This window comes from Pseudomonas guariconensis (assembly GCF_024127895.1).
GTDB classification, from domain to species: Bacteria; Pseudomonadota; Gammaproteobacteria; order Pseudomonadales; family Pseudomonadaceae; genus Aquipseudomonas; species Aquipseudomonas guariconensis_B.
On sequence record NZ_JAMYBK010000012.1, the window covers coordinates 14,731 to 37,689 of the forward strand.

Here is a 22,959-nt window from a genome sequence, read left to right on the forward strand (position 1 = left end):
CCTCCTTTTCAGCGCCGGTCCGCGGCGGCGGACGGCATGACCTGGATGACCTGGGGGATCGCCTCGTGCTTGCGCTCGGCCAGGCGCCGGCCTGTGGCGGACTGCAGGCTGCAGTCCTGGTCGGACTGGGCCTCGAAGCGCACCGCTTCTTCTTCCCACACCGCGTCCAGCGCCTGGGGCGTGTTGTCCGGTGGCTCGACGCTGGCAGCCGGGCGTTGGGCATCGATGCTGTCGCTGGCGCCGATCAACGCGAGCAGGGCGCGAGGCACCAGGGCGTAGCGGCTGCCGCGCTCTTCCAGGCGTGCGCCGAGCATGGCGAGGATCGGTTGGATCTCGCCCAGCCACTGGCCGATTTCGTCGTGGGGCCGGGTGGAGAGGTACTCGAGGAACAACGGCAGGTGGTCTGGCAGCTCCCGGGCGTCGAGGGCGAACCCTGCGGCCTCGTACTCGGCCAGCAGGTCGACCATGGCCTGGCCTCGATCGCGGGACTCGCCGTGCACGTGCTCGAACAGCAGCAGCGAGGTGGCGCGACCACGGTCGAACAGCTCGACGTAGGCTTCCTCCAGGTCCAGCAAGTCGCCCTGGGCCAGTGCCTGGCACCACTGCGCCAGCTGGGCGCGCAGCGGTGCGGGCAGGCGCTGCTCGGCATCGAGGATGGCGATCGCCTCGGCACTGGCGGCCTGCAGTTCGCGGCTGGGGTAGTCGAGCAGCCGTGCCAGCACGCGCAGGCTGAGCAGGCCCACCTGTGGCGCCTGGCTGGCGTGATAGTCACCCATGGCGGCTGTCCTCCACCGGGTCGAACGTCTGCACCGGCTTGACCAGCGTGGTGGTCTGCTTGCGCCCGCCGAACAGGCTCACCTCGTTGCGCCCACCGTTGCAGCCGTCGCCGAAGGAGAAGCCGCAACCGCTGCGTTCGGCGAACACGTCGGGGATCTGTTCGCGGTGGCCGGTGGGGATGACGAAGCGGTCCTCGTAGTTGGCGATCGCCAGGTAGCGGTACATGTCCTCGCACTGGGCCTGGGTCAGGCCGACTTCGGCGAGCACGGCATCGTCGTCGCGGCCGTCCACATGCCGGGCGCGCATGTACACCCGCATGGCCATCAGCCGCTTGAGCGCCAGCACCACCGGCGCTTCCTCGCCGGCGGTGAGCATGTTGGCCAGGTAGCGCACGGGAATACGCAGCGACTCGATCTTCGGCAGGATGCCGTCGAATGCCACATGGCCGGCCTCGGCGGCGGACTGGATCGGCGACAGCGGCGGCACGTACCAGACCATCGGCAGGGTGCGGTATTCCGGGTGCAGCGGCAGGGCCAGGCGCCAGTCGATGGCCAGCTTGTACACCGGCGAGGCCTGGGCTGCGGCGATCACGCTGTCGGGCACGCCGTCGCGACGTGCCTGGGCGATCACCTCGGGGTCGTGCGGGTCGAGGAAGATCTCGCACTGGCGATGGTACAGGTCGCGGTCATCGGGCGAGGCGGCCACTTCCTCGATGCGGTCGGCGTCGTACAGCAATACCCCAAGGGAGCGGATGCGCCCCACGCAGGTCTCGGAGCAGACGGTGGGCTGGCCGGTCTCGATGCGTGGGTAGCAGAAGATGCACTTCTCGGACTTGCCGCTCTTCCAGTTGTAGTAGATCTTCTTGTACGGACAGCCGCTGACGCACATGCGCCAGCCACGGCACTTGTCCTGGTCGATCAGGACGATGCCGTCCTCCTCGCGCTTGTAGATCGCCCCGCTGGGGCAGGCGGCCACGCAGGCCGGGTTCAGGCAGTGCTCGCACAGGCGCGGCAGGTACATCATGAAGGTGTTTTCGAACTGGCCGTAGATGTCGGCCTGGACCTGGTCGAAGTTCACGTCCTTGCGCCGCTTGGCGAACTCGCTGCCCAGCAGTTCCTCCCAGTTCGGGCCCCATTCGATCTTCTTCATGCGCTGGCCGGAAATCAGCGAGCGCGGCCGCGCGGTGGGTTGGTGATCGCCCTCCTTGGCGCTGTGCAGGTGCTGGTAGTCGAAGGTGAATGGCTCGTAGTAGTCGTCGATCTCCGGCAGGTCAGGGTTGGCGAAGATGTTCGCCAGCACCCGCCACTTGCCACCGATGCGTGGGTTGATCGAGCCGTCGGCGTTGCGCACCCAGCCGCCGTTCCACTTCTTCTGGTTCTCCCACTCCTTGGGGTAGCCGATGCCGGGCTTGGTCTCGACGTTGTTGTACCAGGCGTACTCGATGCCTTCGCGGCTGGTCCAGACGTTCTTGCAGGTCACCGAGCAGGTGTGGCAACCGATGCACTTGTCGAGGTTCAGGACCATGCCGACCTGGGAACGGATCTTCATTTCACGGCCTCCTGCTGGTAGTCGTTGCCTTCGTCGTCGAGCCAGTCGATGTTGCGCATCTTGCGGGCGATGACGAACTCGTCGCGGTTCGAACCCACCGTGCCGTAGTAGTTGAAACCGTAGGACAGCTGGGCGTAGCCACCGATCATGTGGGTCGGCTTGGGGCATACCCGGGTCACCGAGTTGTGGATGCCACCGCGGGTGCCGGTGAGTTCGGAGCCGGGCATGTTGAGGATGCGTTCCTGGGCGTGGTACATCATCGCCATGCCCGGGCGTACCCGCTGGCTGACCACGGCACGGGCGGCGATGGCGCCGTTGGCGTTGTACAGCTCGATCCAGTCGTTGTCGGCGACGCCGATGGCGCGCGCGTCATCCTCGCTGATCCAGACGATCGGCCCGCCCCGGGACAGGGTCTGCATCAACAGGTTGTCGCTGTAGGTGGAGTGGATGCCCCACTTCTGGTGCGGGGTGAGCCAGTTCAGGGCGATTTCCGGGTTGCCGTTGCTGCGCGGCGCGGCCACGCTGGCGGCGGCCTTGGTGTCGATCGGTGGGCGATAGACCATCAGGCTCTCGCCGAAGGCGCGCATCCACGGGTGATCCTGGTAGAACTGCTGGCGGCCGGTGAGGGTGCGCCAGGGGATCAGTTCGTGGACGTTGGTGTAGCAGGCGTTGTAGCTCACGTGTTCGTCCTCCAGGCCCGACCAGGTGGGGCTGGAGATGATCTTGCGCGGTTGCGCCACCAGGTCGCGGAAGCGGATCTTCTCTTCCTCCTTGCGCCTGGCCAGGTGGCTGTGGTCGCGACCGGTGACCTTCGACAGCGCTTCCCAGGCCTTGACCGCCACCTGGCCGTTGGTCTCCGGCGCCAGGGTGAGGATCATCTCGGCGGCGTCCAGCGCCGAGGCCAGGCAGGGCCGGCCGGCCGCGGCGCCGGTCTGCTTGCGGTAGTTGAGCTGGCCGAGCAGCTCGACTTCCTCGCGCGTCTGCCAGGCGATGCCCTTGCCGCCGTTGCCGATGTCGTCCAGCAGCGGGCCGATCGAGCTGAAGCGCTCATAGGTCTCGGGGTAGTTACGGTGGACCTCGATCAGCGATGGCATGGTCTTGCCGGGGATCGGCTCGCATTCGCCTTTCTTCCAGTCGCGCACCTCGGGCTGGGCCAGCTCGCCGGGGCTGTCGTGCTGCAGGGGCAGGGTGACCAGGTCGGTCTCCTCGCCCAGGTGGCCGACGCACACGCGGGCGAAGGCCTGGGCGATGCCGTCGTAGATCTGCCAGTCGCTGCGCGCTTCCCAGGCAGGGTCGGTGGCGGCGGTGAGCGGGTGGATGAACGGGTGCATGTCGGAGGTGTTGAGGTCGTCCTTTTCGTACCAGGTGGCGGTGGGCAGCACCACGTCCGAGTACAGGCAGGTGGTGGACATGCGAAAGTCCAGGGTCACCACCAGGTCGAGCTTGCCCTCGATGGGGGTGTCGCTCCACAGCACCTCTTCGGGCTTCTGCCCGCCGGCCTCGCCCAAGTCCTTGCCGAGCACGCCGTTGCGGGTACCGAGCAGGTACTTGAGCATGTACTCGTGGCCCTTGCCCGAGGAGCCGAGCAGGTTGGAGCGCCAGACGAACAGGTTGCGCGGGTGGTTCTGCGGGTTGTCCGGGTCTTCGCTGGCAAAGCGCAGTTGGCCGCTCTTGAGCTGGGCGACGGTGTAGTCGACCGTGCTCTGCCCGTTGGCCTTCGCCGCGGCGGCCAGGCGCAGCGGGTTGGTCGCCAGTTGCGGCGCCGAAGGCAGCCAGCCCATGCGCTCGGCGCGCACGTTGAAGTCCACCAGGCTGCCGCTGAAGTCCTGCGGGCGGGCCAGGGGCGAAAGCAGCTCGCTGACCTGCAGCTTTTCATAGCGCCACTGGCTGGAGTGGTTGTAGAAGAACGAGGTGCTGTTCATGTGCCGAGGCGGACGGTGCCAGTCCAGGGCGAAGGCCAGCGGTGTCCAGCCGGTCTGCGGGCGCAGCTTCTCCTGGCCGACGTAGTGCGACCAACCGCCGCCGCTCTTGCCCACGCAACCGCAGAGGATGAGCATGTTGATCAGCCCACGGTAGTTCATGTCCATGTGGTACCAGTGGTTCATCCCGGCACCGACGATGATCATCGAGCGGCCATGGGTCTTGTCGGCGTTTTCGGCGAACTCGCGGGCGATGCGGATCATCTGCGCCGCCGGCACGCCGGTGATCGCTTCCTGCCAGGCCGGGGTATAGGGCTTGAGCTGGTCGTACGCGGTGGCACCGTCGTCCTCGCCGCTGCCGCCGACCGTGGCGCCCAGGCCGCGGTCGATGCCGTAGTTGGCGGCGGTCAGGTCGAACACCGTGACGGCCAGTACCTCGCGGCCATCGGCCAGGCGCAGGCGCTTGGCCGGCACATGGTGGTGGATCACCTCGCGCAGCGGGACATGGGCGAAGTGCTGGCGCTCGATACCGCCGAAGTAGGGGAAGGCCACCCGCGCCACCTCGTCGTGGCGGCCGAGCAGCGACAGGCACAGCTTCACCTCGCTGCCTTGGGCCTCGACCGTCTCCAGGTTCCAGCGCCCGCTCTCGCCCCAGCGAAAACCGATGGAGCCGCGCGGCACCACCAGGCGCTCATGGGCCTCGTCCCAGGCCAGGGTCTTCCACTCGGGGTTGTTGGCCTGTTCCAGGTTGCCGGCGAAGTCGCTGGCGCGCAGTTGTTTACCCGGCACCAGGCTGCCGTCCTCGCGCGGCTCCAGTTCGACCAGGATCGGCATGTCGGTGTAGCGGCGGATGTAGTCGGTGAAATAGGCACTGGGTTTCTCCAGGTGGAATTCCTTGAAGATCACATGGCCCATGGCGATCGCCAGGGCGGCATCGGTGCCTTGCTTGGCGCTCATCCACTCGTCGCAGAGCTTGGCGATCTCGGCGTAGTCGGGGGTGATGGCCACGGTCTTGGTGCCCTTGTAGCGCACCTCGGTGAAGAAGTGCGCGTCGGGGGTGCGGGTCTGCGGGACGTTGGAGCCCCAGGCGATGAGGTAGCCGGCGTTGTACCAGTCGGCCGACTCCGGCACGTCGGTCTGCTCGCCCCACACCTGCGGCGAGGCCGGCGGCAGGTCGCAGTACCAGTCGTAGAACGACAGGCACACCCCGCCGATCAGCGACAGGTAGCGGGTGCCGGCGGCATAGCTGACCATCGACATGGCCGGGATCGGCGAGAAGCCGGCGACCCGGTCGGGGCCGTATCGCTTGACGGTATGGACGTTGGCGGCGGCGATCAGCGTCTGCAGCTCGTCCCAGTCGCTGCGCACGAAGCCGCCACGGCCACGGATCGACTTGTAGCGCCGGGCCTTGTCGGGGTCTTCGACGATGCTGGCCCAGGCCAGCACCGGGTCGGGCTGGGCGGCCAGCGCTTCGCGCCAGAGCTGGATCAGCGCCTTGCGCACCATGGGGTACTTGAGCCGGTTGGCGCTGTACAGGTACCAGGAATAGCTGGCGCCGCGCGGGCAGCCGCGGGGTTCGTGGTTGGGCAGGTCCGGGCGGGTGCGCGGATAGTCGGTCTGCTGGGTCTCCCAGGTGACCAGGCCGTTCTTCACGTACACCTTCCAGCTGCAGGAGCCGGTGCAGTTCACCCCGTGGGTGGAGCGGGCGATCTTGTCGAACTGCCAGCGCTGGCGATAGCCGTCCTCCCAGGCGCGGCTCTCGTCGCGGGTCTCGCCGTGGCCTGCGGCGAACTGCGGCGGCCGCTTGACCAGGTAGCGCAGGCGGTCGATGAAGAAACTCATGGTCTTCCTCCTTGGCGATGGGATCGGCTAGCAGCGAACCTCGGCGTTGCGACGGGTGTAGTAGAACCAGGTCAGGACGATGCACAGCAGGTAGAACAGGATGAAACCGTAGAGCGCCCATTCCGGCCCGCCACTGAGGTCGAACGAGCTGCCGAACGACTTGGGAATGAAGAAACCGCCGTAGGCCGCCACCGCCGAGATGAAGCCCACCGCAGCGGCGGACTCCTTCTCGCCGAGCAGGGCCTGCTCGGCGGTGGGCAGGTCGGGGAACAGGCGGGGCGTCTGGATGCGGAAGATCGCCGGGATCATCTGCGTGGTGCTGGCATTGCCCACGCCAGAGAAGAAGAACAGCAGCAGGAACATCGCCAGAAAGCCCCAGAAGGCTCCCGGCTGGTCCTTGCCGGCGATGAAGAACAGCACGCCGGCCACGCACGCGGCCATCGCCACGTAGACCCACAGGCTGATGCGCGCGCCGCCGAAGCGGTCGGCCAGCCCGCCGGAGAAGGCGCGTGACAGGGCGCCGATCAGCGGGCCTAGAAAGGCGAACTTGAGCACGTCCACCGCCGGGAACAGGTGCCCGGCCAGCAGCGGGAAGCCGGCCGAGAAGCCGATGAAGCTGCCGAAGGTGCCGGTGTAGAGCACGCTCATCAGCCAGGTGTGCTTGCGCTTGAAGATCGCCATCTGGTCCCTGAACGACGACTTGGCGCTGGCGATGTCGTTCATGCCGAACCAGGCGGCCAGGGCCGCGGCGATGATGAACGGCACCCAGATGAAGCCGGCGTTCTGCAACCACAAGGGCGTGCCTTGCGCAGTGACCTGCGGCTCGCCGCCCAGGCTGCCGAACACCGCGGCGGTGATCGCCAGCGGCACCAGGAACTGCATGACGCTCACGCCCAGGTTGCCCAGCCCTGCGTTCAGGCCCATGGCACCACCCTTGGCCTGGCGGGGGAAGAAGAACGAGATGTTGGCCATGCTCGAGGAAAAGTTGCCACCGCCCAGGCCACACAGCAAGGCCAGGATGAGCATCACCAGGTAGGGTGTCTGCGGGTTCTGTACCGCGAAGCCGATCCACAGTGCTGGCAGCAGCAGCGAGGCGGTGGACAGCGCCGTCCAGCGTCGCCCGCCGAAAATCGGCACCATGAAGCTGTAGAAGATGCGCAGGGTGGCGCCGGACAAGCCGGGCAGGGCGGCGAGCCAGAACAGCTGGTTGGCGCTGTAGTCGAAGCCGGCCAGTGGCAGCTTGGCCACCACCACCGACCAGACCATCCAGATGGCGAAGCCCAGCAGCAGGTTGGGGATGGAGATCCACAGGTTGCGCGTGGCGATGCGTTTGCCGGTATCGGCCCAGAAGGTCGGGTCCTCCGGGTGCCATTCGCGCAGCACGAAGCCGCTGGGCGTGGACAGCTCCGGCAGGTCGCGGCTTTCGCTGCGTTCGGCCCATTCCACCCGTTCGGCCATGCGGATCGCGTAGTGCATCCAGGCCAGGGCGGCAGCGGCGATCACGAACAGCAGCATGAAGCAGCTCTGCCAGATGCCGATCACGTCGTTGAGCATGCCGAAGGTCAATGGCAGCAGGAAACCGCCCAGGCCGCCCATCATGCCCACCAGGCCGCCGACCACGCCGACGTGCCCGGGGTAGTAGGTGGGGATGTGCTTGAACACCGCCGCCTTGCCCAGCGACATGAAGAAGCCCAGCACGATGATGATCACGGCAAAACCAGCCAGGCCCAGGTGCATGGCGAAGTCGATCTGGCCCTGCACGCCGGTGATGCTGTAGCGCGTCGGCGGGTAGCTGAGCAGGAAGGTGCACAGCGTCGACATGCCCAGGGTCCAGTACATGACCTTGCGCGCGCCATGGCGGTCCGACAGCCAGCCGCCGAGGATGCGGAACAGCGAGGCCGGCACCGTGTACAGCGCGGCGACCATGCCGGCGGCGGCCAGGCTCAGGCCGTAGACCTCCATCAGGTAGTGCGGCAGCCACAGGGCCAGGGCGACGAAGGCCCCGAAGACGAAGAAGTAGTACAGCGAGAAACGCCAGACGCGCAGCTCGGCCAGCGGCGCCAGTTGCTCGGCCAGGGGCAGCGGATGGGCCCGGCGCGAAGCGCTCTGCGGATCGCTCTTGGCCAGCAGGATGAACAGCACGCCCATGATCGCCAGTACGCTGGCGTACACCAGCGCCGCCCCGCGCCAGCCCAGGGCCAGCAGCAGGAAGGGGGCGGCGAAGTTGGTCAGGCCGGCGCCGACGTTGCCAGCGCCGAAGATCCCCAAGGCGGTGCCCTGGCGCTCGGGTTCGAACCAGGTGGCGGTGTAGGCGGTGCCGACGATGAAGGCGCCGCCGGCCAGGCCCACGCCCAGGGCCGCCAGCAACAGCAAGGCGAAGCTGGTGGCGAAGGTCAGCAGGTAGACGCACAGCGCCGACGCGAGCATGAGCAGGCCGAAGACCCAACGGCCGCCGTAGCGGTCGGTCCACAGGCCGAGGAAGATCCGCGAGATCGAGCCGGTCAGCACCGGCGTGGCCATCAGCAGGCCGAGCTGGGTGTCGCTGAGGGTGAATTCATCCTTGATCTGCAGGCCCAGGATGGAAAACAACGTCCAGACGGCGAAGCACAGGGTGAAGGCCAGGGTAGACAGGACAAGGGCGCGGTACTGATCTTTGGCTGGGACATTCGTGGCCATGCAAGCACTTCCTCCTGGAGTGCGAAAGCGACGGATGTGCGTCAGCCAGGGGCGTACACGGGGCTGGCCGAACCAGTCGCCTGCAAACGCCACCCGCCAGCCGAATCACGGTGTGTACTGCACGTTCTCGTTATAGGTGCTGCTTATGGGGCTACAGGCTAGATGGCAATCGTTTGGAGCGCCAATTTCCCGAGCACCACGAAGGGGCGCGTCCTTGCGCGCGCTCGCATAGCGTGGGCGACCTTAGAAACTGTACTTGGCCGTCAACATCAGGTTGCGTGGGTTGCCGTAGGTGTCGCCGCCATAGTCCACGGAGTTGGAGATGGAGGAGTAGTACTTGCGGTCGAAAATGTTGTTGGCGTTGAGCTGCAGGTCCAGGTGCTGGTTGACCTGGTAGCCGGCCATCAGGTCGGTGATGGCGTAGCCGCCTTGCTCCAGTCGGTAGCTACCGCCATCGCCCAGGGCGATGTCGTTGTACATGCGGCTCTGCCAGTAGACGTTGCCACCGACGCGCAGTTTCTCCAGCGGGCCTTGGAAGCGGTAGGTGCTCGACAGCTTGAACAGGTGTTCCGGGGTGTCGGTGTCGAAGCGCTGGTTCTCGGTCTGGGGGTTGGCGTCATCCTTGATGGTGTGGACGCGGGCGTAGGTGTAGCCGGCGCCGACCTGCCAGTTTTCGGTGAGCGCACCTTGCAGCTCCATGTCGATACCCTGGCTGCGCACCTTGCCCGAGGCTTCGTAGCAGGACGCTTGCGGGCAGTTGGGCACGAAGATCTGCACGGCACGGTTTTCCTGGTCGACCTGGAACAGGGCCAGGCTCGCGTTCAGCGCACCGTCGAAGTACTCGCCCTTGATGCCGATCTCGTAGTTCTTGCCCTCGATCGGCTTGACCGGGCTGCCGGAGATGCCCTTGGAGCTCTGCGGGGTGAAGATGTCGCTGTAGCTCACGTAGACCGAGTGGTGATCGTCGAGGTCGTAGATCAGGCCGGCGTAGCGGGTGACGTTGCGGGTGACCTTGTAGTCGTTGTCGCTCTCGCGGTCGTCGTAGTCGTACCAGTCCAGGCGCCCGCCGAGGATCAGCTTGAGCGGGTCGGCCAGGCTCAGGCGGGTGGTCAGGTACACGCCTTCCTGGTTGGTGACTTCCCGGCGGTTGTCGGTATGGACGAAGTTCGGCTTGGCGCCGTTGAGCGGCCAGTTCATGTCATAAGGGCTGTAGTTGCGGGTGGTCATGTCGTAGATGCGCTTGCTGGCGCCCACCACCAGTTCATGGGTGCGGCCCAGCGCTTGGAAGGGGCCGCTGGCGAAGGCGTCCAGGCCCGCCTGGTTCTCCTGGTGGCCGGCCTGGTAGACGGTCCGGGTCAGTGGACCGAGCCAGCGCGACTGGTAGGAGCCGGAGAACAGGGCGTCCTGCTCGGAGTAGTTGGCATTGACCTGCAGCTTCCAGTCGTTGGCCAGGCGCTGCTGCACTTCGGCGAAGACCGTGTTGATCTCCTGGTCCTTGTTTTCCCAGTCGGTGCCTGGGTTGTACGAGCGCGGCAGGTCCAGGTGATGCCCGTCCAGGCCGACGGGGATGGCGCCCCAGAAGAAATTGGTCTTGTCCTTCTGGTGGGAGAAACCGAGGGTCAGGGTGGTGTCCTCGCCCAGGTCGGCCTCGGTGATCGCGTAGAACAGGCCGTGATCTTCCTCCACCCCGTCGCGGAAGCTGTTGGCGTCCTGGTACGAGGCCACCACCCGGCCACGCAGGGTGCCGCTGTCGTTGAGCGGGCTGGAGGCGTCGATCTCGCCACGGTAGTTGTCCCAACTGCCGGCTGCGCCGGTCAGGGTGACCTTCTGTTCGGCCAATGGGCGCTTGCGCACCAGGTTGACCGCCGCCGACGGGTTGCCGGCACCGGTGACCAGGCCGGTGGCGCCACGGACGATCTCGACCCGGTCGAACATCGCCAGGTTCGGCTGGGCACCGACGATCCAACCCTGGTAGCCACTCGGGATGCCGTCATACATGAGGTTGTCGATGTCGAAGCCGCGGGCCGAGTACGTCTGGCGGCCCGGGCCGTTGGAGAAGTCGAGGAACAACCCAGGCGTGGCCTGGACCACGTCGTTGATGCTGGTCATGGCCTGGTCGTCCATGCGCTGGCGGGTGATCACGGTCACCGCTTGTGGGGTCTCGCGCATGCTCAGCGGCAGCTTGGTGGCGGTGGACATGGCGCCGCTGGTGTAGGAGCCCGAACCCTCGGTGATGCTGCCCAGTTGTTGGGAGTTGATCTCGGTGGCACCCAGCTCCAGGGTCACTGGCGGGGCCTGGTCCTGGGGCTCGCTGCGCTCGTCGGCCAGTGCAGGGGCGAGGGTCGCCATGCAGATGGCCATGGCCAGCAGGTTGCGGGTGGGGGTGAAGCAAGGTCGTGGGGTGAGACGCGACATGGCGAAGGGTTCCTGGTGGCGCTTATTGTTAATAAAGGTATTTATGAGAACTATTAGCAATAAGTGTGTCAGGTTTTGTCGCGGCGAAAAAGTCAGGTGCGGTAGAAATTCAATGAAATTTTCACATTTGCCTGGGGCGCGGGGAGGGGGCAGGTATGCGCCAGGGGGGCATCGGCCTCGATGCCCCCCTGGCGCCAGAGTGGAGGCATTCAGAAAAATGCGCTAACAATCTAGTGGGTTGACTTCGCTTGTGAGGCTGATGCCAGACACAGGGGGCGGCGCGTGAGCTGGTCGGCAAGACCCGGCAGTAAGAGCCATGGAGACCATATCGAGGCACAGCGCCTTGCAGGAGGAAAACATGATCAAGTTGAGGTGGGTCCTGGTGGGCCTGACGTGCGGGATGCTCAATGCCCAGGCGGCCGAGACCCGGCAGGTCGACGTCATGCTGGTGGGCGGCGGCATCATGAGTTCGACCCTGGCCATCTGGCTCAACGAGCTGGAGCCGGGCTGGTCCATGGAGATGGTCGAACGCTTGGACAAGGTGGCCGAGGAAAGCTCCAACGGCTGGAACAACGCCGGGACCGGCCACTCCGCCCTGGCGGAGCTGAACTACACGCCGGAGAAGGACGGCAAGATCGACATCAGCAAGGCCATCGAGATCAACGAATCGTTCCAGGTCACCCGGCAGTTCCTTGCCTGGCAGGTCAAGCAAGGGGTGCTGAAGAACCCGCGCTCGTTCATCAACACCACGCCGCACATGAGCTTCGTCTGGGGGGACGACAACATCCGCTTCCTGAAGAAGCGCTACGAGGCGCTGCAGGCCAGCCCGCTGTTCAAGCCCATGCAGTATTCCGAGGACCCGGAGCAGATCCGCAAATGGGTGCCGTTGATGATGGAAGGGCGTGATCCGAACCAAAAGCTGGCTGTCACCTGGACGCCCATCGGCACCGACGTCAACTTCGGCGAGATCACCCGGCAGTACGTGTCCTACCTGCAAGGCCAGCCGAACTTCGACCTGAAGCTGTCGACCGAGGTCCAGGACATCACCCGCAACGACGATGGCTCCTGGCACGTCGAGTACAAGAACCTCAAGGACGGCAGCAAGGCCGCCACCGATGCCAAGTTCCTGTTCATCGGCGCCGGGGGCGCCGCGTTGCCGTTGCTGCAGAAATCCGGCATCGACGAGGCCAAGGACTACGCGGGCTTCCCGGTGGGTGGGTCGTTCCTGGTGACCGACAACCCGGCCATCGCCCAGCGGCACATGGCCAAGGCCTATGGCATCGCGGCGACGGGTGCGCCACCGATGTCGGTACCGCACCTGGACACCCGAGTGCTCGATGGCAAGCGCATGATCCTGTTCGGGCCGTTCGCCACCTTCTCCACCCGTTTCCTCAAGGAGGGTTCGCTGCTCGACCTGTTCGACAGCATGTCGGTGCACAACACCTGGCCGATGGTGCGTGTCGGCGTACGTGAGTTCGACTTGGTGCAGTACCTGATCGGCCAGCTCCTGCAGTCGGACGACGACCGTTTCGAGGCGCTGCGCACCTACTTCCCCGAAGCGAAGCAGCAGGACTGGCGCTTGTGGCAGGCCGGCCAGCGGGTGCAGATCATCAAGAAGGACGAGGAACTGGGTGGGGTACTCAAGCTCGGTACCGAAGTGGTCGCCTCCAAGGATGGCAGCATCGCCGGACTGCTGGGCGCTTCGCCAGGTGCCTCGACCGCGCCGCCGATCATGCTCGACCTGATGCAGAAGGTGTTCAAGGACAAGATGGCCTCCGCCCCTTGGCAGGAAAAGCTGCACCAGATCATCCCGTCCTACGGGATCCGCCTGAACGATCACCCGGACAAGGTCCAGCAGGTGTGGACCTATACCAACGAGGCGTTGCAACTGGCGCCGCCACCGACAGGCGAGACGCAGGTCGCCGCGCCTTAGGTGAGCCCTTGGGGGCGCGTAGCGGCCCCAGGATCCTGCGGCCTATCGCTCAGGACACCGGCATGCGCGCCGTCAGGTTCTGCCGCATGTAGTCGAGAAAGCGCCGCTGGAACAGCATCGTGTGTTCATGCGCGGCCCTTTCCGCCGCGTCGGCGTCGCGGGCGGCGATGGCCTCGATCATGTCTTCATGGTCACGCCCCAGTTGCTGCGTACCGGCCGAGCTGACGATATGGTCGAAGTGCAGGTGCAACAGCCGCTGGCCCTCGCCGAGCAGGCGCTCGTAGTAGGTGATGAAGTAGGGGTTGCGCCCGGCCTGGGCGACGGCCATGTGGAAGGCCTTGTTCAGCTCGGACATGGCCTGGAAGTCGCCTGTGGTCACGGCCTGGAGGTAGGCGGCATCGGCCTGGCGGATATGCGCCAGGTCCTCGTCGCGATGCTGGGTCGCCGCCAGCCGGGTGACCGCGCGCTGGATCAGGTCTAGGGCGCTGATGTAGTTGGGGAATTCCGCGATCTCGAACGGCGTCACCAGGGTGGTGCGGTTGGGCAGGATGGTCACCAGCCCCTCGGTGATCAGCCGCGCCAGGGCATCGCGCACCGGCGAGCGGGACAGGCCGAACTGGGCGGCCAGGGACACTTCGTCCAATTGCACGCCGGGCTTGAGCTTGAGGGTGAGGATCTGCTTGCGCAGTTCCTCGTAGATGTAGCGACCGCTGTGGCGGCGTGCGCCGCCTTCGGTTTCGTTGTCTTTGGCCATCGTCAGGTCTCGGTTGGGCTGGACCGTATCATACAGGCGGGCCGCGCTGGTTATCACCAACCGGCCCGCCGAGCAGCAGCCTTCAACGAGCTTGGGCGCCTATGGCAGGGACAGGCATCAGCGTGCGTCGGGGACGATGAGCTGCGCCGGCGCCTCGGCGGCCCGGCGCCGGGCCACCCAGTAGTACAGCACGCTGGGCACTACCAGGCCGATCAGCCATGACACGTCGACACCCCCTAGGTGGGCGACCATGGGGCCGGTGTACAGCTTGGTGTCGATGAACGGCATCTGCACCAGCACGCCAACGGTGTAGACGATGATGCCCGGCCAGTTCCAGCGCCCGTAGCGGCCATTGGGGTCGGCCAGGGCGGGGATGTCGTAGCGCTCGCGGGTGATGAAGTAGTAGTCCACCAGGTTGACCGCGCTCCAGGGCACGAAGAAGGTCAGCAGGAACAGGATGAACGACTTGAACGCCGTGAGGAACGAATGCTGCCCGAGCAGGGCCACCAGGGTCGCCGCGCCGACGATGGCCAGGACGAAGAGCAGGCGCTGGAGGCGGCTGATCTGCAGGTGGCCGCGAAAACCGCTGATGATGGTGGCGATGCACATGAAGCTGCCATAGGAGTTCAGCGTCGAGATGGTCACCTTGCCGAAGGCGATGCTGAAGTACAGCAGCGCCGCGGTGGTGCCAGCGCCACCCAGGCCGACGATGTAGGCCACTTCGCGCCCGGAGAACTGGCCCCCGGCGATGGCGGCGGCGAAGACCCCGAGGATCATCGACGCCTGGGCGCCGATCACCGAGCCGAGGCCGGCGGCGAGGAAGGTCTTCAGCGGCGAAGTGCCGCTGGGCAGGTAGCGCGAATAGTCGGCGACGTAGGGCCCGAAGGCGATCTGCCAGGACGCGGCCAACGACACCGCGAGCAGGAAGGTCGCCCAGCTGAAGTGGCGGTTATCAAGCAACTGGCCGATGTCGGCCAGCATCAGGATGCGACTGAACAGGTAGACGAAGGCGATGATCCCCAGCACGCTGGCCAGCCGGCCGATCCAGTGGATCACTCGGTAGCCAGCCAGGGTGGCCAGTACGATGACCCCGGCGAAGACCAGGATGCCGGTGCTGTCGCTGACGTCGAGCAACTGGCCGATGGCCTGCCCGGACAGCACCGTGCCGGTGGCGGTGAAGCCCAGGTACATCAGGCACACCAGGACCATGGGGATGGCGGCGCCGTACACGCCGAACTGCACCCGGCTGGAGATCATCTGCGGCAGGCCCAGGCGCGGCCCCTGGGCGGCGTGCAGCGCCATCACCGTGCCGCCGACCAGTTGGCCGAGCAGCAGCCCGATCAACGACCAGAACACATCGCCGCCGAGCACCACGGCCAGGGCGCCGGTGACGATGGCGGTGATCTGCAGGTTGGCTCCCAGCCACAGGGTGAACTGGCTGTAGACGCGTCCATGGCGTTCAGCTTCGGGGATGTAGTCGATCGAACGCCGTTCGATCACGGGGTTGCTGGACATCGGGTGGCTCCGCTTCGTTGTTGTTGTGGGGGCGACGGCCATCGTCAGGACGCGGGGTGGATGACCTTGGCTTATATGAGCATGTATATACAAGATTGGCCAACTACCGGCAGGGGTGTTCCGTGCGAACGGAGCCCCCGTGGATAGAGGGCTTTACAGGGGACTGTTGCGCAAGGCTGGCCCTCAACTGTGCTGGTCCGCGTGGAAGGAATGGCCTTATGCTGTAACGAAATATGTCTAGAACGCCGAAGAAGGAAAGGCCAATGCCGCTCAAGGACTTGCTGATCGCCCTGGTCGTGATCATTGCATGGGGAGTCAACTTCGTGGTCATCAAGATCGGCCTCGATGGCCTGCCGCCCATGTTGCTCGGCGCCTTGCGCTTCGCCCTGGTGGCCTTCCCGGCGATCCTTCTGGTCAAGCGGCCGAAGCTGCCCTGGCGCTGGCTGTGCGCCTATGGCGCGACCATCTCCCTGGGCCAGTTCGCGTTCCTCTTCCAGGCCATGTACAGCGGCATGCCACCGGGGCTGGCGTCGCTGGTGCTGCAATCCCAGGCCTTCTTCACCCTCGGTTTCGCCGCGCTGTTTCTGGGCGAGCGCCTGCGTCTGGCCAGCCTGCTGGGGTTGCTGGTGGCCGCTGGCGGGCTGGCTCTGATCGGTAGCGAAGACAGTGGGCACGTGCCGTTGCTGGCGCTGTTGCTGACCCTCTGTGCCGGTGCCATGTGGGGCATGGGCAACATCATCACTCGCCGTTTCGGTTCGGTGGACCTGGTGGCGCTGGTGATCTGGGGTGGGTTGATTCCGCCGCTGCCATTTTTCGCCTTGTCCTGGTGGCTGGAAGGGCCTGAGCGCATCGGCCATGCGCTGGCCCATATCGGCTGGAGTTCGGTGCTGGCCCTGGCCTACCTGGCTTTCGTCGCTACCATGCTCGGCTACAGCCTGTGGAGCACGTTGCTGTCGCGCCACCCGGCGGGCAAGGTGGCGCCATTCTCGCTGCTGGTGCCGGTGATCGGGCTGAGTTCCTCGGCCTGGCTGTTGGGCGAGCGCCTGACTGCGGTACAAGGCTGGGGCGCGTTGCTGGTGATGCTGGGGCTGCTGATCAATGTCTTCGGCCCGCGTCTGGGCCAGCGCCTGCGGGCGGCCAGCGCGCACTGAAACACGCTGCAAGCGGCAAGAAGAAGCAGGCGGCGCCTATGCGAGCCGGGCACGGTCCTGGCATTGGAGCTTGGGATGCCGCTGGTCGGGGACGGGAGGGCTGGCCAGGCAGTCCGCAAATGACCGGCTAGTCTCACTTCAACGGACCGTCGTTTATCTAGGCAAGCACGCTGCTTGTCGGCGCGGTCGTCATTGGAGGGAGACAGGGCATGAGCGAATCCTTTTTCGAAGACATGAACGATGCATTTCCCATCAACAGCCAGGTGCGCTGCGGCCAGTCGGCGTTTCGCCTGGGTTTTGCCAACATGACGCTGGACGAATCGGAGCAACTGCAGCCTGCACATCTGCAGCGCAGCAAGAAAGGCCGCTTCACGCCGCGGGTGCCACAGAAGAAGTGAATCCCGCCAGCGCCCCGTTCAGGGGCGCTGGGTTGTTCGTTGCCGATCCATCGGGAGGCCACCTGCAGTCTCGACGGTTACCCCGCCCGACGGCGGGTTTTTTTCGCATTCCTTGATCCTGCTCATGGCATCGGCGGGTTGCCCTCGCCGGATGGCCACGGCTGTGCTTTTCTTGCGCGGCATTGTCAGAAAGGGAGGATGGTTGCCATGCGAGTCAGGGAAGAGACGTATTGGGAGTGGGCCGATGCCCACCTGCATAGCCGTTGCCACGATGAGGTATTGAGCGACGGCACCACCCTCGATGTACAGGTGCGGCTGTCGCGGCTGGGGGCGACGCAACTGTTCCTCGGCCTGTACGCCCGGGGTGGCAAGGCCCTGGTGGAGGAGTACTACCCATCGCGCCCCGGCGAGACCATGACCCGTGCGCTGGTGTGGGGCGTGGAGCGGGCGCGGGCTCTGGCGATCGGTGCCGTGGCATTGCCGGAGCGTCGGCGGCGTCAGGCTTGAGGATGCCGGTTGCGGCTGGCCTGGACGATGCGCTGGGCCGGCACCCGCAGCTGGCGCAACAGGTACTCGGCGAAATCCGCAGGCCAAGGTTGCAGGGCGATGGCCTTGGCCATGCAGGTCAGCCAGATGTCGGCCTGCGCCTGATCGATCGGCCACTGGGCATGGAACGACGGGATGGCGATCGAGCCATAGCGTTCGCTGTACAGGCGAGGCCCGCCGAGCCAGCCGCTGAGAAAGCAGGCCAGCTTGTCCCGCGAGCTTGCCAGGTCGTCCGGGTGCATACGCCGTACGCTCGCAGCCTCGGGGTTTTCATCCATCAGCCGATAGAAGTCGTCGACCAGCCGGCGCAGGCCGTCGATACCACCGGCGGCCTGGTAGGAGGCATCGCCGGTGCCGTAGGCGGGAGTGTTCATCGGGGGCTCCGGGAAACAGGGGCGGGCATTGTAGCAGGCATGAAAAAGCCCGGCGTTGTGGGCCGGGCTCAAGAGATGGCGGTACGACTCAGTTCAGTGGGTCGATCACCTTGACTGCCTGCCGCTCACGGGCGGCGGGCCATTCTTGTTGCAGGGTCTGCAGGACGCGACCGACGAACTCGGTGTCGGCGGCGGCCTTCTTGCCGACGTAGCCCTGGCCACGGCGGTAGACCTTGAAGCGGGCGCGCATGCTGGGCATGTGCGATTCGAATTCATCTTCGACCGTGTTGGGCGGCAGGCGGTCGAGGCGTACCTCGCCGGTCTGGCTGACCCACAGCAGATGGTCGTCGAGGCTGTCCTTGCGCGCGGCGAACAGCTGGGCCAATTGGTCGATCGTGGGATTGTTGTTCAAGTTCATCATAAAGCCCCCATTACCCGTCAGTTAGTGATTTCGCACTCGGCGCCACAACGTGTAGCGCACTACCAAGGCTGCTACAGCAGCATCGCAACAGGGGCTTTCTCACGCTGCCTTTTGGACAGTTTCCCTCTCCACGGACGGCCTGCGTTACCGCGCAGGCCGTCTGGAACACCCTTGCCACCGCTCCCGATCGGGGAGACGGCTTCATCATGCCCAAGGGCGATGAACGGCGTCAACCGTTTTGTAGTGAAAATTTTTCCGCACTACATCTTGTCGGACAATCCTGCGTGCACGGCTCAGGCGACGCCGTTGTCGCCGTGCCGGAGAAAGCCTGCGCGTTGGCTCAGGCGGGCGTGGTAGGCATCCAGCGCGGGCAGGGGCGGGTGCGCCAGGGGGGTGCGCCGCCAGCGGTTCAGCGACAGGCCGATCACCACGTCGGCCAGGCTGAAGTCGTCGCCGGCGACATAGGCCGCGGTGTCCTGCAAGCGCCGCTCGAGCAACTGCATCTTCGCCGTCCACTGCGCGCACGACGCTTCCAGCAGAGACGGGTCGCGATGGGCCGGGGACTGGCGTACCAAGGCCATGAAGGCATAGCGCCAGGCGTCGTTGAGGTCGGTGGCCTGCCAGTCCAGCCACTGGTCGACGCTGGCGCGGGCACGGGGCGTGGCAGGGTAGAGGTGTTCGCCAGCGTGCTGGTTGGCCAGGTAGCGCAGGATGCTGTTGGACTCCCACAGCACGAAGTCGCCATCGACGATCACCGGCACCGTGGCGTTGGGGTTGAGCGCCAGGAACTGCGGGGCGTCGGTGGGCTGGAAGCCACTGCCCCAGTCCTCCCGTTGGTAGGGCAGGCCCAGTTCGTCGCAGGTCCACAGGACCTTGCGCACGTTGATCGATGAGGCCTTGCCGAGGATTTTCAGCATGTCATGGCTCCAGGTTGGAAGGGGCTGATGGGGCGAGGCGGGCCTCGAGGTGTCCGTTCGGCGATACGGCTGGGGGTTCCGGCGTTAGCGGCGGGAGACGGCAGACCTTATCGTCTGGCCTTGGACAATGACAAGATGGACCCTGCCATGAAGTACCTGCGCATGCTTTTCGACAATTTCACCCTGGCCCTGCTCGGGGTGGTCCTCGTCGCCACCGTGCTGCCCTGCTCGGGCGACGGCGCGGTGTTCTTCGGCTGGCTGACCAACCTGGCCATCGGCCTGCTGTTCTTCCTGCATGGCGCCAAGCTGTCGCGCGAGGCGGTCATCGCCGGGGCCAGCCACTGGCGTCTGCACTTGCTGGTGTTCGCCTGCACCTTCGTGCTCTTCCCGCTGCTGGGCCTGGCATTCAAGCCGCTGTTCGTGCCGCTGGTGGGCAACGAGCTGTACCTGGGCGTGCTCTACTTGTGCGCGCTGCCGGCCACTGTGCAGTCGGCGATCGCCTTCACTTCGCTGGCGCGCGGCAACGTGCCAGCGGCGATCTGCAGTGCCGCGGCGTCCAGCCTGCTGGGCATCTTCCTGACGCCTTTGCTGGTGATGTTGCTGCTCGGTGCCAGCGGCGACACCGGCTCGGGGCTGGATGCGGTGCTCAAGATCACCCTGCAACTGCTGGTGCCTTTCGTGGCCGGGCAAGTCGCCCGGCGCTGGATCGGGGCGTGGGTCAAGCGCAATGCACGCTGGCTGAAGCTGGTGGACCAGGGTTCGATCCTGTTGGTGGTCTTCACGGCGTTCAGCGAAGCGGTGGTCACCGGGCTGTGGCACACCGTCTCGCCAGAGCACCTGGCCGGGTTGTTCGCGGTGTGCGGCATTCTCCTGGCCGTGGTGCTGTTCGGCACGCGGCTGCTCGGGCGCCTGCTTGGGTTCGACCTGGAGGATCGCATCACCATCCTCTTCGCCGGGTCGAAGAAGAGCCTGGCCACCGGTGTGCCCATGGCCCAGGTGTTGTTCGTTGGCGGCGGTATCGGGGCGATGATTTTGCCGCTGATGCTGTTCCACCAGATCCAGCTGATGGTCTGTGCGGTACTGGCGCAGCGGTACGCCAGCCGAGAGGAGGCGGGGGCGGCAGAGGCGCAGCGCTGTTCCTGACGGGCCAGCACCCCCTCTCGCAGCCTGCTTGCAACTCAGCGCCGCCGCCCCGCCGCACGCTCGCGCAGCACCTTGGCCACCTCGGCCTCGATCGCGTAGGCCGGCCCCTCGAGCGCCTGGTAGTCGCGGGTGTAGCGCTGGGCGAATCCCTCCACCCCTAGCGTCTGGTACTGCTGCACATGCATGAGTTCATGGGCCCAGAGCGCGACGTTGTCCTCGGCATCCCGGGCATGGCGGAAGATGATGGTATCGATCAGTGTCACCGCATTCACATCCGGATTGTGCAACAGCGCATTGGCCGCGCTGACCTGCTGTTCGTCGCCGACCCGGTAGCGCACCGCGTCGAGCACGGCGAAGTCGTACCAGGGCTCGAGCTGGGCGCGGATATGCAGAGGGATCGGCTGGGTACCGCTGGCCGTGGCCTCGTCGCGGGCCTGGCGCAGGGCGAAGGCGAGGCTCGAGGAGGCCATGCGCTCGACGTCCTCCAGTACCTTGCCGGCCTGCCCGGGATCGATCGGGGCGCAGAAGCAGCCCATCAGGCACACCTGGTATTGCCCTGGCGGGCACGCGTTCTCGGCCGCCGCCGGGAGCGCCAGGACCAGGCCGAGAAAGGCGCTAGCGAGTTTCATCCAGTGCCCTCGCGACGACCTGCCGGCTGGCCTCCAGTACCCGGGCCTGCACCGCTTCGCTGGCGAGCATGCGGGCGACCACCAGGGCACCGACGCATTGGCTGATCAATGCCCAGGCCAGTTCACCATCCTCCAGGGTCGCGCTCCAGGCCGTGTGCAAGGCCACCAGCCAGTGCTCGGCCTCCTCACGGACCTCGCGCCCGGCGCGGGCGATCTCCACGCCCAGCGGCGGCAACGGGCAGCCGCCCTCGGCATTGTGCAGGTGCGCCAGGCTCAGGTACTGCTCCAGGCAGCGTTGCAGGCGCTCGCGGCTGGCGCCTTGTTCGGCCAGGCGAGCCAGTGGGCTGTTGGACAGCTCGCGCCGCACCACCTCGGTGAACAGGTCGTCCTTGGACGGGAAGTGGTTGTAGAACGCACCGCCGGTCAGGCCGATGGCCTTCATCAGCCCGGCCACGCCGGTGGTGGCGAAACCGCCGCGCTTGGCCAGCGCGCCGCTGCTGGCCAGCAGTTTCTCGCGGGTCTGTTGCTTGTGCTCGGTGGAGTAGCGCATCGAGGAACCTCTGGGCGCGGGCTTGACGATGGTCGCGATCATAACATAGCGTTCGTTTACTAAACGATCATTCATCAAAAGGAGGCGCCGATGTCCGCACAACCCAAAGTGGCCCTGGTGATCGGGGCGGGCGATGCCACTGGTGGGGCGATCGCCAAGCGCTTCGCCCGCGAGGGCTACATCGCCTGCGTCACCCGGCGCCAGGTCGACAAGCTGCAACCGCTGCTGGACGAGATCCGTGCCGCCGGTGGCCAGGCCCATGGCTTCGGCTCCGACGCACGCAAGGAGGATGAAGTGGCGGCGCTGGTCGAGACCATCGAGCGTGACATCGGCCCGATCGAGGTCTTCGTCTTCAATATCGGCGCCAACGTGCCTTGCAGCATCCTCGACGAGACGCCGCGCAAGTACTTCAAGATCTGGGAAATGGCTTGCTTCGCCGGCTTTCTCACCGCCCAGGCGGTGGCCCGGCGCATGGTCACCCGCGCGCGCGGCACGCTACTGTTCACCGGCGCCACGGCCGGTACCCGGGGCGCCGCCGGGTTCGCTGCCTTCGCTGGGGCCAAGCATGGCCTGCGTGCGTTGGCCCAGAGCATGGCGCGCGAGCTGGGGCCACGGAACATCCATGTGGCCCACGTGGTGGTGGATGGCGCCATCGATACGGCGTTCATCCGTGACAGCTTCCCCGAGCGCTACGCACTCAAGGACCAGGACGGTATCCTCGATCCGGCGCACATCGCCGACAGCTACTGGTTCCTGCATGCCCAGCCACGGGATGCCTGGACCTTCGAACTGGACCTGCGCCCGTGGATGGAGCGCTGGTAGCCACCGTTGCCGAGAAAAAGGACTACGTCATGAGCAAGCACGTCGAATTCTTCTTTGACTTGGGCAGCCCGGCCAGCTACCTGGCCTGGACCCAACTGCCCACCCTCTGTACCCGCCACGGCGCTACGTTGCGCTACCGGCCGATGTTGCTGGGCGGGGTGTTCCAGGCCACGGGCAATGCGTCGCCGGTGATGGTCCCGGCCAAGGGCCACTACATGTTCGATGACCTCAAGCGTTTCGCCGACCGCTACGGCGTGCCATTCGGCTTGCCGCCGGGCTTTCCGGTGAACACGTTGACCCTGATGCGCGGCGCCATCGGCATCCAGTTGCGGGCACCGGAGCGCTTCGAGGCGCTGCTCGAGGTATTGTTCAACGGGCTCTGGGTGCACCGGCGCAATCTTGGCGAGGCGGCGGTGCTGGACGAAACCCTGGAGCAGGGTGGCTTCGACCCCGCGGTGTTCCATGCACTGGTTGCCCAGGCCGAGGTCAAGGAGGCGCTCAAGCGGGCGACGGAGGAGGCGGTGGCACGGGGTGTGTTCGGCGCGCCGACCTGCTTCGTCGGCGAGCGGATGTTCTTCGGCCAGGACCGCCTGGATTTCGTCGAGGAGGCCCTGGCGCGCGCCTGACCT

General features: G+C 66.0%; 19 protein-coding genes. 7 read left to right on the forward strand and 12 right to left on the reverse strand.

The window, feature by feature from the left end; translation table 11 throughout:
• Positions 1-8 precede the first annotated feature (8 nt).
• The 5 genes from narJ to NJF35_RS14170 form a co-directional block, all read right to left on the reverse strand.
• Positions 9-776, reverse strand: a complete 768-nt coding sequence (gene narJ / locus NJF35_RS14150) for a nitrate reductase molybdenum cofactor assembly chaperone (protein WP_225790791.1) — start codon at positions 774-776, stop codon at positions 9-11.
• Positions 769-2,325, reverse strand: coding sequence for a nitrate reductase subunit beta (narH, locus tag NJF35_RS14155; protein ID WP_225790792.1), 1,557 nt, complete (start codon positions 2,323-2,325; stop codon positions 769-771). The genes narJ and narH overlap by 8 nt, the downstream gene beginning before the upstream one ends.
• Complete coding sequence (locus NJF35_RS14160) at positions 2,322-6,086, reverse strand: nitrate reductase subunit alpha (protein ID WP_225790793.1); 3,765 nt, start codon at positions 6,084-6,086, stop codon at positions 2,322-2,324. Before NJF35_RS14160 ends, narH begins: the two co-directional genes overlap by 4 nt.
• A 27-nt stretch (positions 6,087-6,113) precedes the next feature.
• Positions 6,114-8,762 carry a nitrate/nitrite transporter gene (locus NJF35_RS14165; RefSeq protein ID WP_225790794.1) on the reverse strand — a complete coding sequence of 883 codons (2,649 nt, stop codon included), beginning with the start codon at positions 8,760-8,762 and terminating at the stop codon, positions 6,114-6,116.
• A gap of 243 nt (positions 8,763-9,005) precedes the next feature.
• A complete protein-coding gene (locus NJF35_RS14170) occupies positions 9,006-11,177 on the reverse strand; it encodes a TonB-dependent siderophore receptor (RefSeq protein ID WP_253091194.1) in 2,172 nt (723 codons plus the stop codon).
• Positions 11,178-11,535: 358 nt separating this feature from the next.
• Between NJF35_RS14170 and mqo the strand changes: the two genes are divergently transcribed.
• Positions 11,536-13,110, forward strand: a complete 1,575-nt coding sequence (gene mqo / locus NJF35_RS14175) for a malate dehydrogenase (quinone) (RefSeq protein WP_253091195.1) — start codon at positions 11,536-11,538, stop codon at positions 13,108-13,110.
• Positions 13,111-13,159: 49 nt separating this feature from the next.
• Here the strand turns inward: mqo and NJF35_RS14180 are convergent, their stop codons facing one another.
• Both NJF35_RS14180 and NJF35_RS14185 read right to left on the reverse strand, forming a co-directional pair.
• Positions 13,160-13,864 (reverse strand): GntR family transcriptional regulator, encoded by a 705-nt coding sequence (locus tag NJF35_RS14180; protein ID WP_225790033.1) that lies wholly within the window; start codon positions 13,862-13,864, stop codon positions 13,160-13,162.
• A 117-nt stretch (positions 13,865-13,981) separates the two neighbouring features.
• Positions 13,982-15,379, reverse strand: a complete 1,398-nt coding sequence (locus tag NJF35_RS14185; RefSeq protein ID WP_225790034.1) for a purine-cytosine permease family protein — start codon at positions 15,377-15,379, stop codon at positions 13,982-13,984.
• A 263-nt stretch (positions 15,380-15,642) separates the two neighbouring features.
• Between NJF35_RS14185 and NJF35_RS14190 the strand changes: the two genes are divergently transcribed.
• The 3 genes from NJF35_RS14190 (at position 15,643) to NJF35_RS14200 (ending at position 17,435) form a co-directional block, all read left to right on the forward strand.
• Positions 15,643-16,530 carry an EamA family transporter gene (locus tag NJF35_RS14190; protein ID WP_225790035.1) on the forward strand — a complete coding sequence of 296 codons (888 nt, stop codon included), beginning with the start codon at positions 15,643-15,645 and terminating at the stop codon, positions 16,528-16,530.
• Between the two features lie 209 nt (positions 16,531-16,739).
• Positions 16,740-16,928: a hypothetical protein gene (locus NJF35_RS14195; RefSeq protein ID WP_225790036.1), complete on the forward strand. Its 189-nt coding sequence runs from the start codon at positions 16,740-16,742 to the stop codon at positions 16,926-16,928.
• A 207-nt stretch (positions 16,929-17,135) separates the two neighbouring features.
• Positions 17,136-17,435 (forward strand): hypothetical protein, encoded by a 300-nt coding sequence (locus NJF35_RS14200; RefSeq protein WP_225790037.1) that lies wholly within the window; start codon positions 17,136-17,138, stop codon positions 17,433-17,435.
• Here the strand turns inward: NJF35_RS14200 and NJF35_RS14205 are convergent.
• From NJF35_RS14205 to NJF35_RS14215, 3 genes are all read right to left on the reverse strand, one after another.
• A complete protein-coding gene (locus tag NJF35_RS14205) occupies positions 17,426-17,848 on the reverse strand; it encodes a group II truncated hemoglobin (RefSeq protein WP_225790038.1) in 423 nt (140 codons plus the stop codon). The genes NJF35_RS14200 and NJF35_RS14205 overlap by 10 nt on opposite strands.
• 88 nt (positions 17,849-17,936) lie before the next feature.
• Positions 17,937-18,269 carry a hypothetical protein gene (locus NJF35_RS14210; protein WP_225790039.1) on the reverse strand — a complete coding sequence of 111 codons (333 nt, stop codon included), beginning with the start codon at positions 18,267-18,269 and terminating at the stop codon, positions 17,937-17,939.
• Positions 18,270-18,562: 293 nt separating this feature from the next.
• Complete coding sequence (locus NJF35_RS14215; RefSeq protein WP_225790040.1) at positions 18,563-19,186, reverse strand: glutathione S-transferase family protein; 624 nt, start codon at positions 19,184-19,186, stop codon at positions 18,563-18,565.
• A 147-nt stretch (positions 19,187-19,333) separates the two neighbouring features.
• Between NJF35_RS14215 and NJF35_RS14220 the strand changes: the two genes are divergently transcribed.
• Positions 19,334-20,329: a bile acid:sodium symporter family protein gene (locus NJF35_RS14220; RefSeq protein WP_410045672.1), complete on the forward strand. Its 996-nt coding sequence runs from the start codon at positions 19,334-19,336 to the stop codon at positions 20,327-20,329.
• Positions 20,330-20,364: 35 nt separating this feature from the next.
• On the opposite strand, the gene NJF35_RS14225 is transcribed toward NJF35_RS14220, so the two are convergent.
• Together NJF35_RS14225 and NJF35_RS14230 are read right to left on the reverse strand one after the other, a co-directional pair.
• Positions 20,365-20,958 (reverse strand): DUF4157 domain-containing protein, encoded by a 594-nt coding sequence (locus tag NJF35_RS14225; protein WP_225790042.1) that lies wholly within the window; start codon positions 20,956-20,958, stop codon positions 20,365-20,367.
• Positions 20,945-21,508: a TetR/AcrR family transcriptional regulator gene (locus NJF35_RS14230; protein ID WP_225790130.1), complete on the reverse strand. Its 564-nt coding sequence runs from the start codon at positions 21,506-21,508 to the stop codon at positions 20,945-20,947. The genes NJF35_RS14225 and NJF35_RS14230 overlap by 14 nt, the downstream gene beginning before the upstream one ends.
• Before the next feature lie 90 nt (positions 21,509-21,598).
• Here NJF35_RS14230 and NJF35_RS14235 point away from each other — a divergent pair, with 90 nt between their 5' ends.
• Positions 21,599-22,330, forward strand: a complete 732-nt coding sequence (locus NJF35_RS14235; RefSeq protein WP_225790043.1) for an SDR family oxidoreductase — start codon at positions 21,599-21,601, stop codon at positions 22,328-22,330.
• 29 nt (positions 22,331-22,359) lie between these two features.
• Positions 22,360-22,956: a 2-hydroxychromene-2-carboxylate isomerase gene (locus NJF35_RS14240; protein ID WP_225790044.1), complete on the forward strand. Its 597-nt coding sequence runs from the start codon at positions 22,360-22,362 to the stop codon at positions 22,954-22,956.
• Positions 22,957-22,959 lie beyond the last annotated feature (3 nt).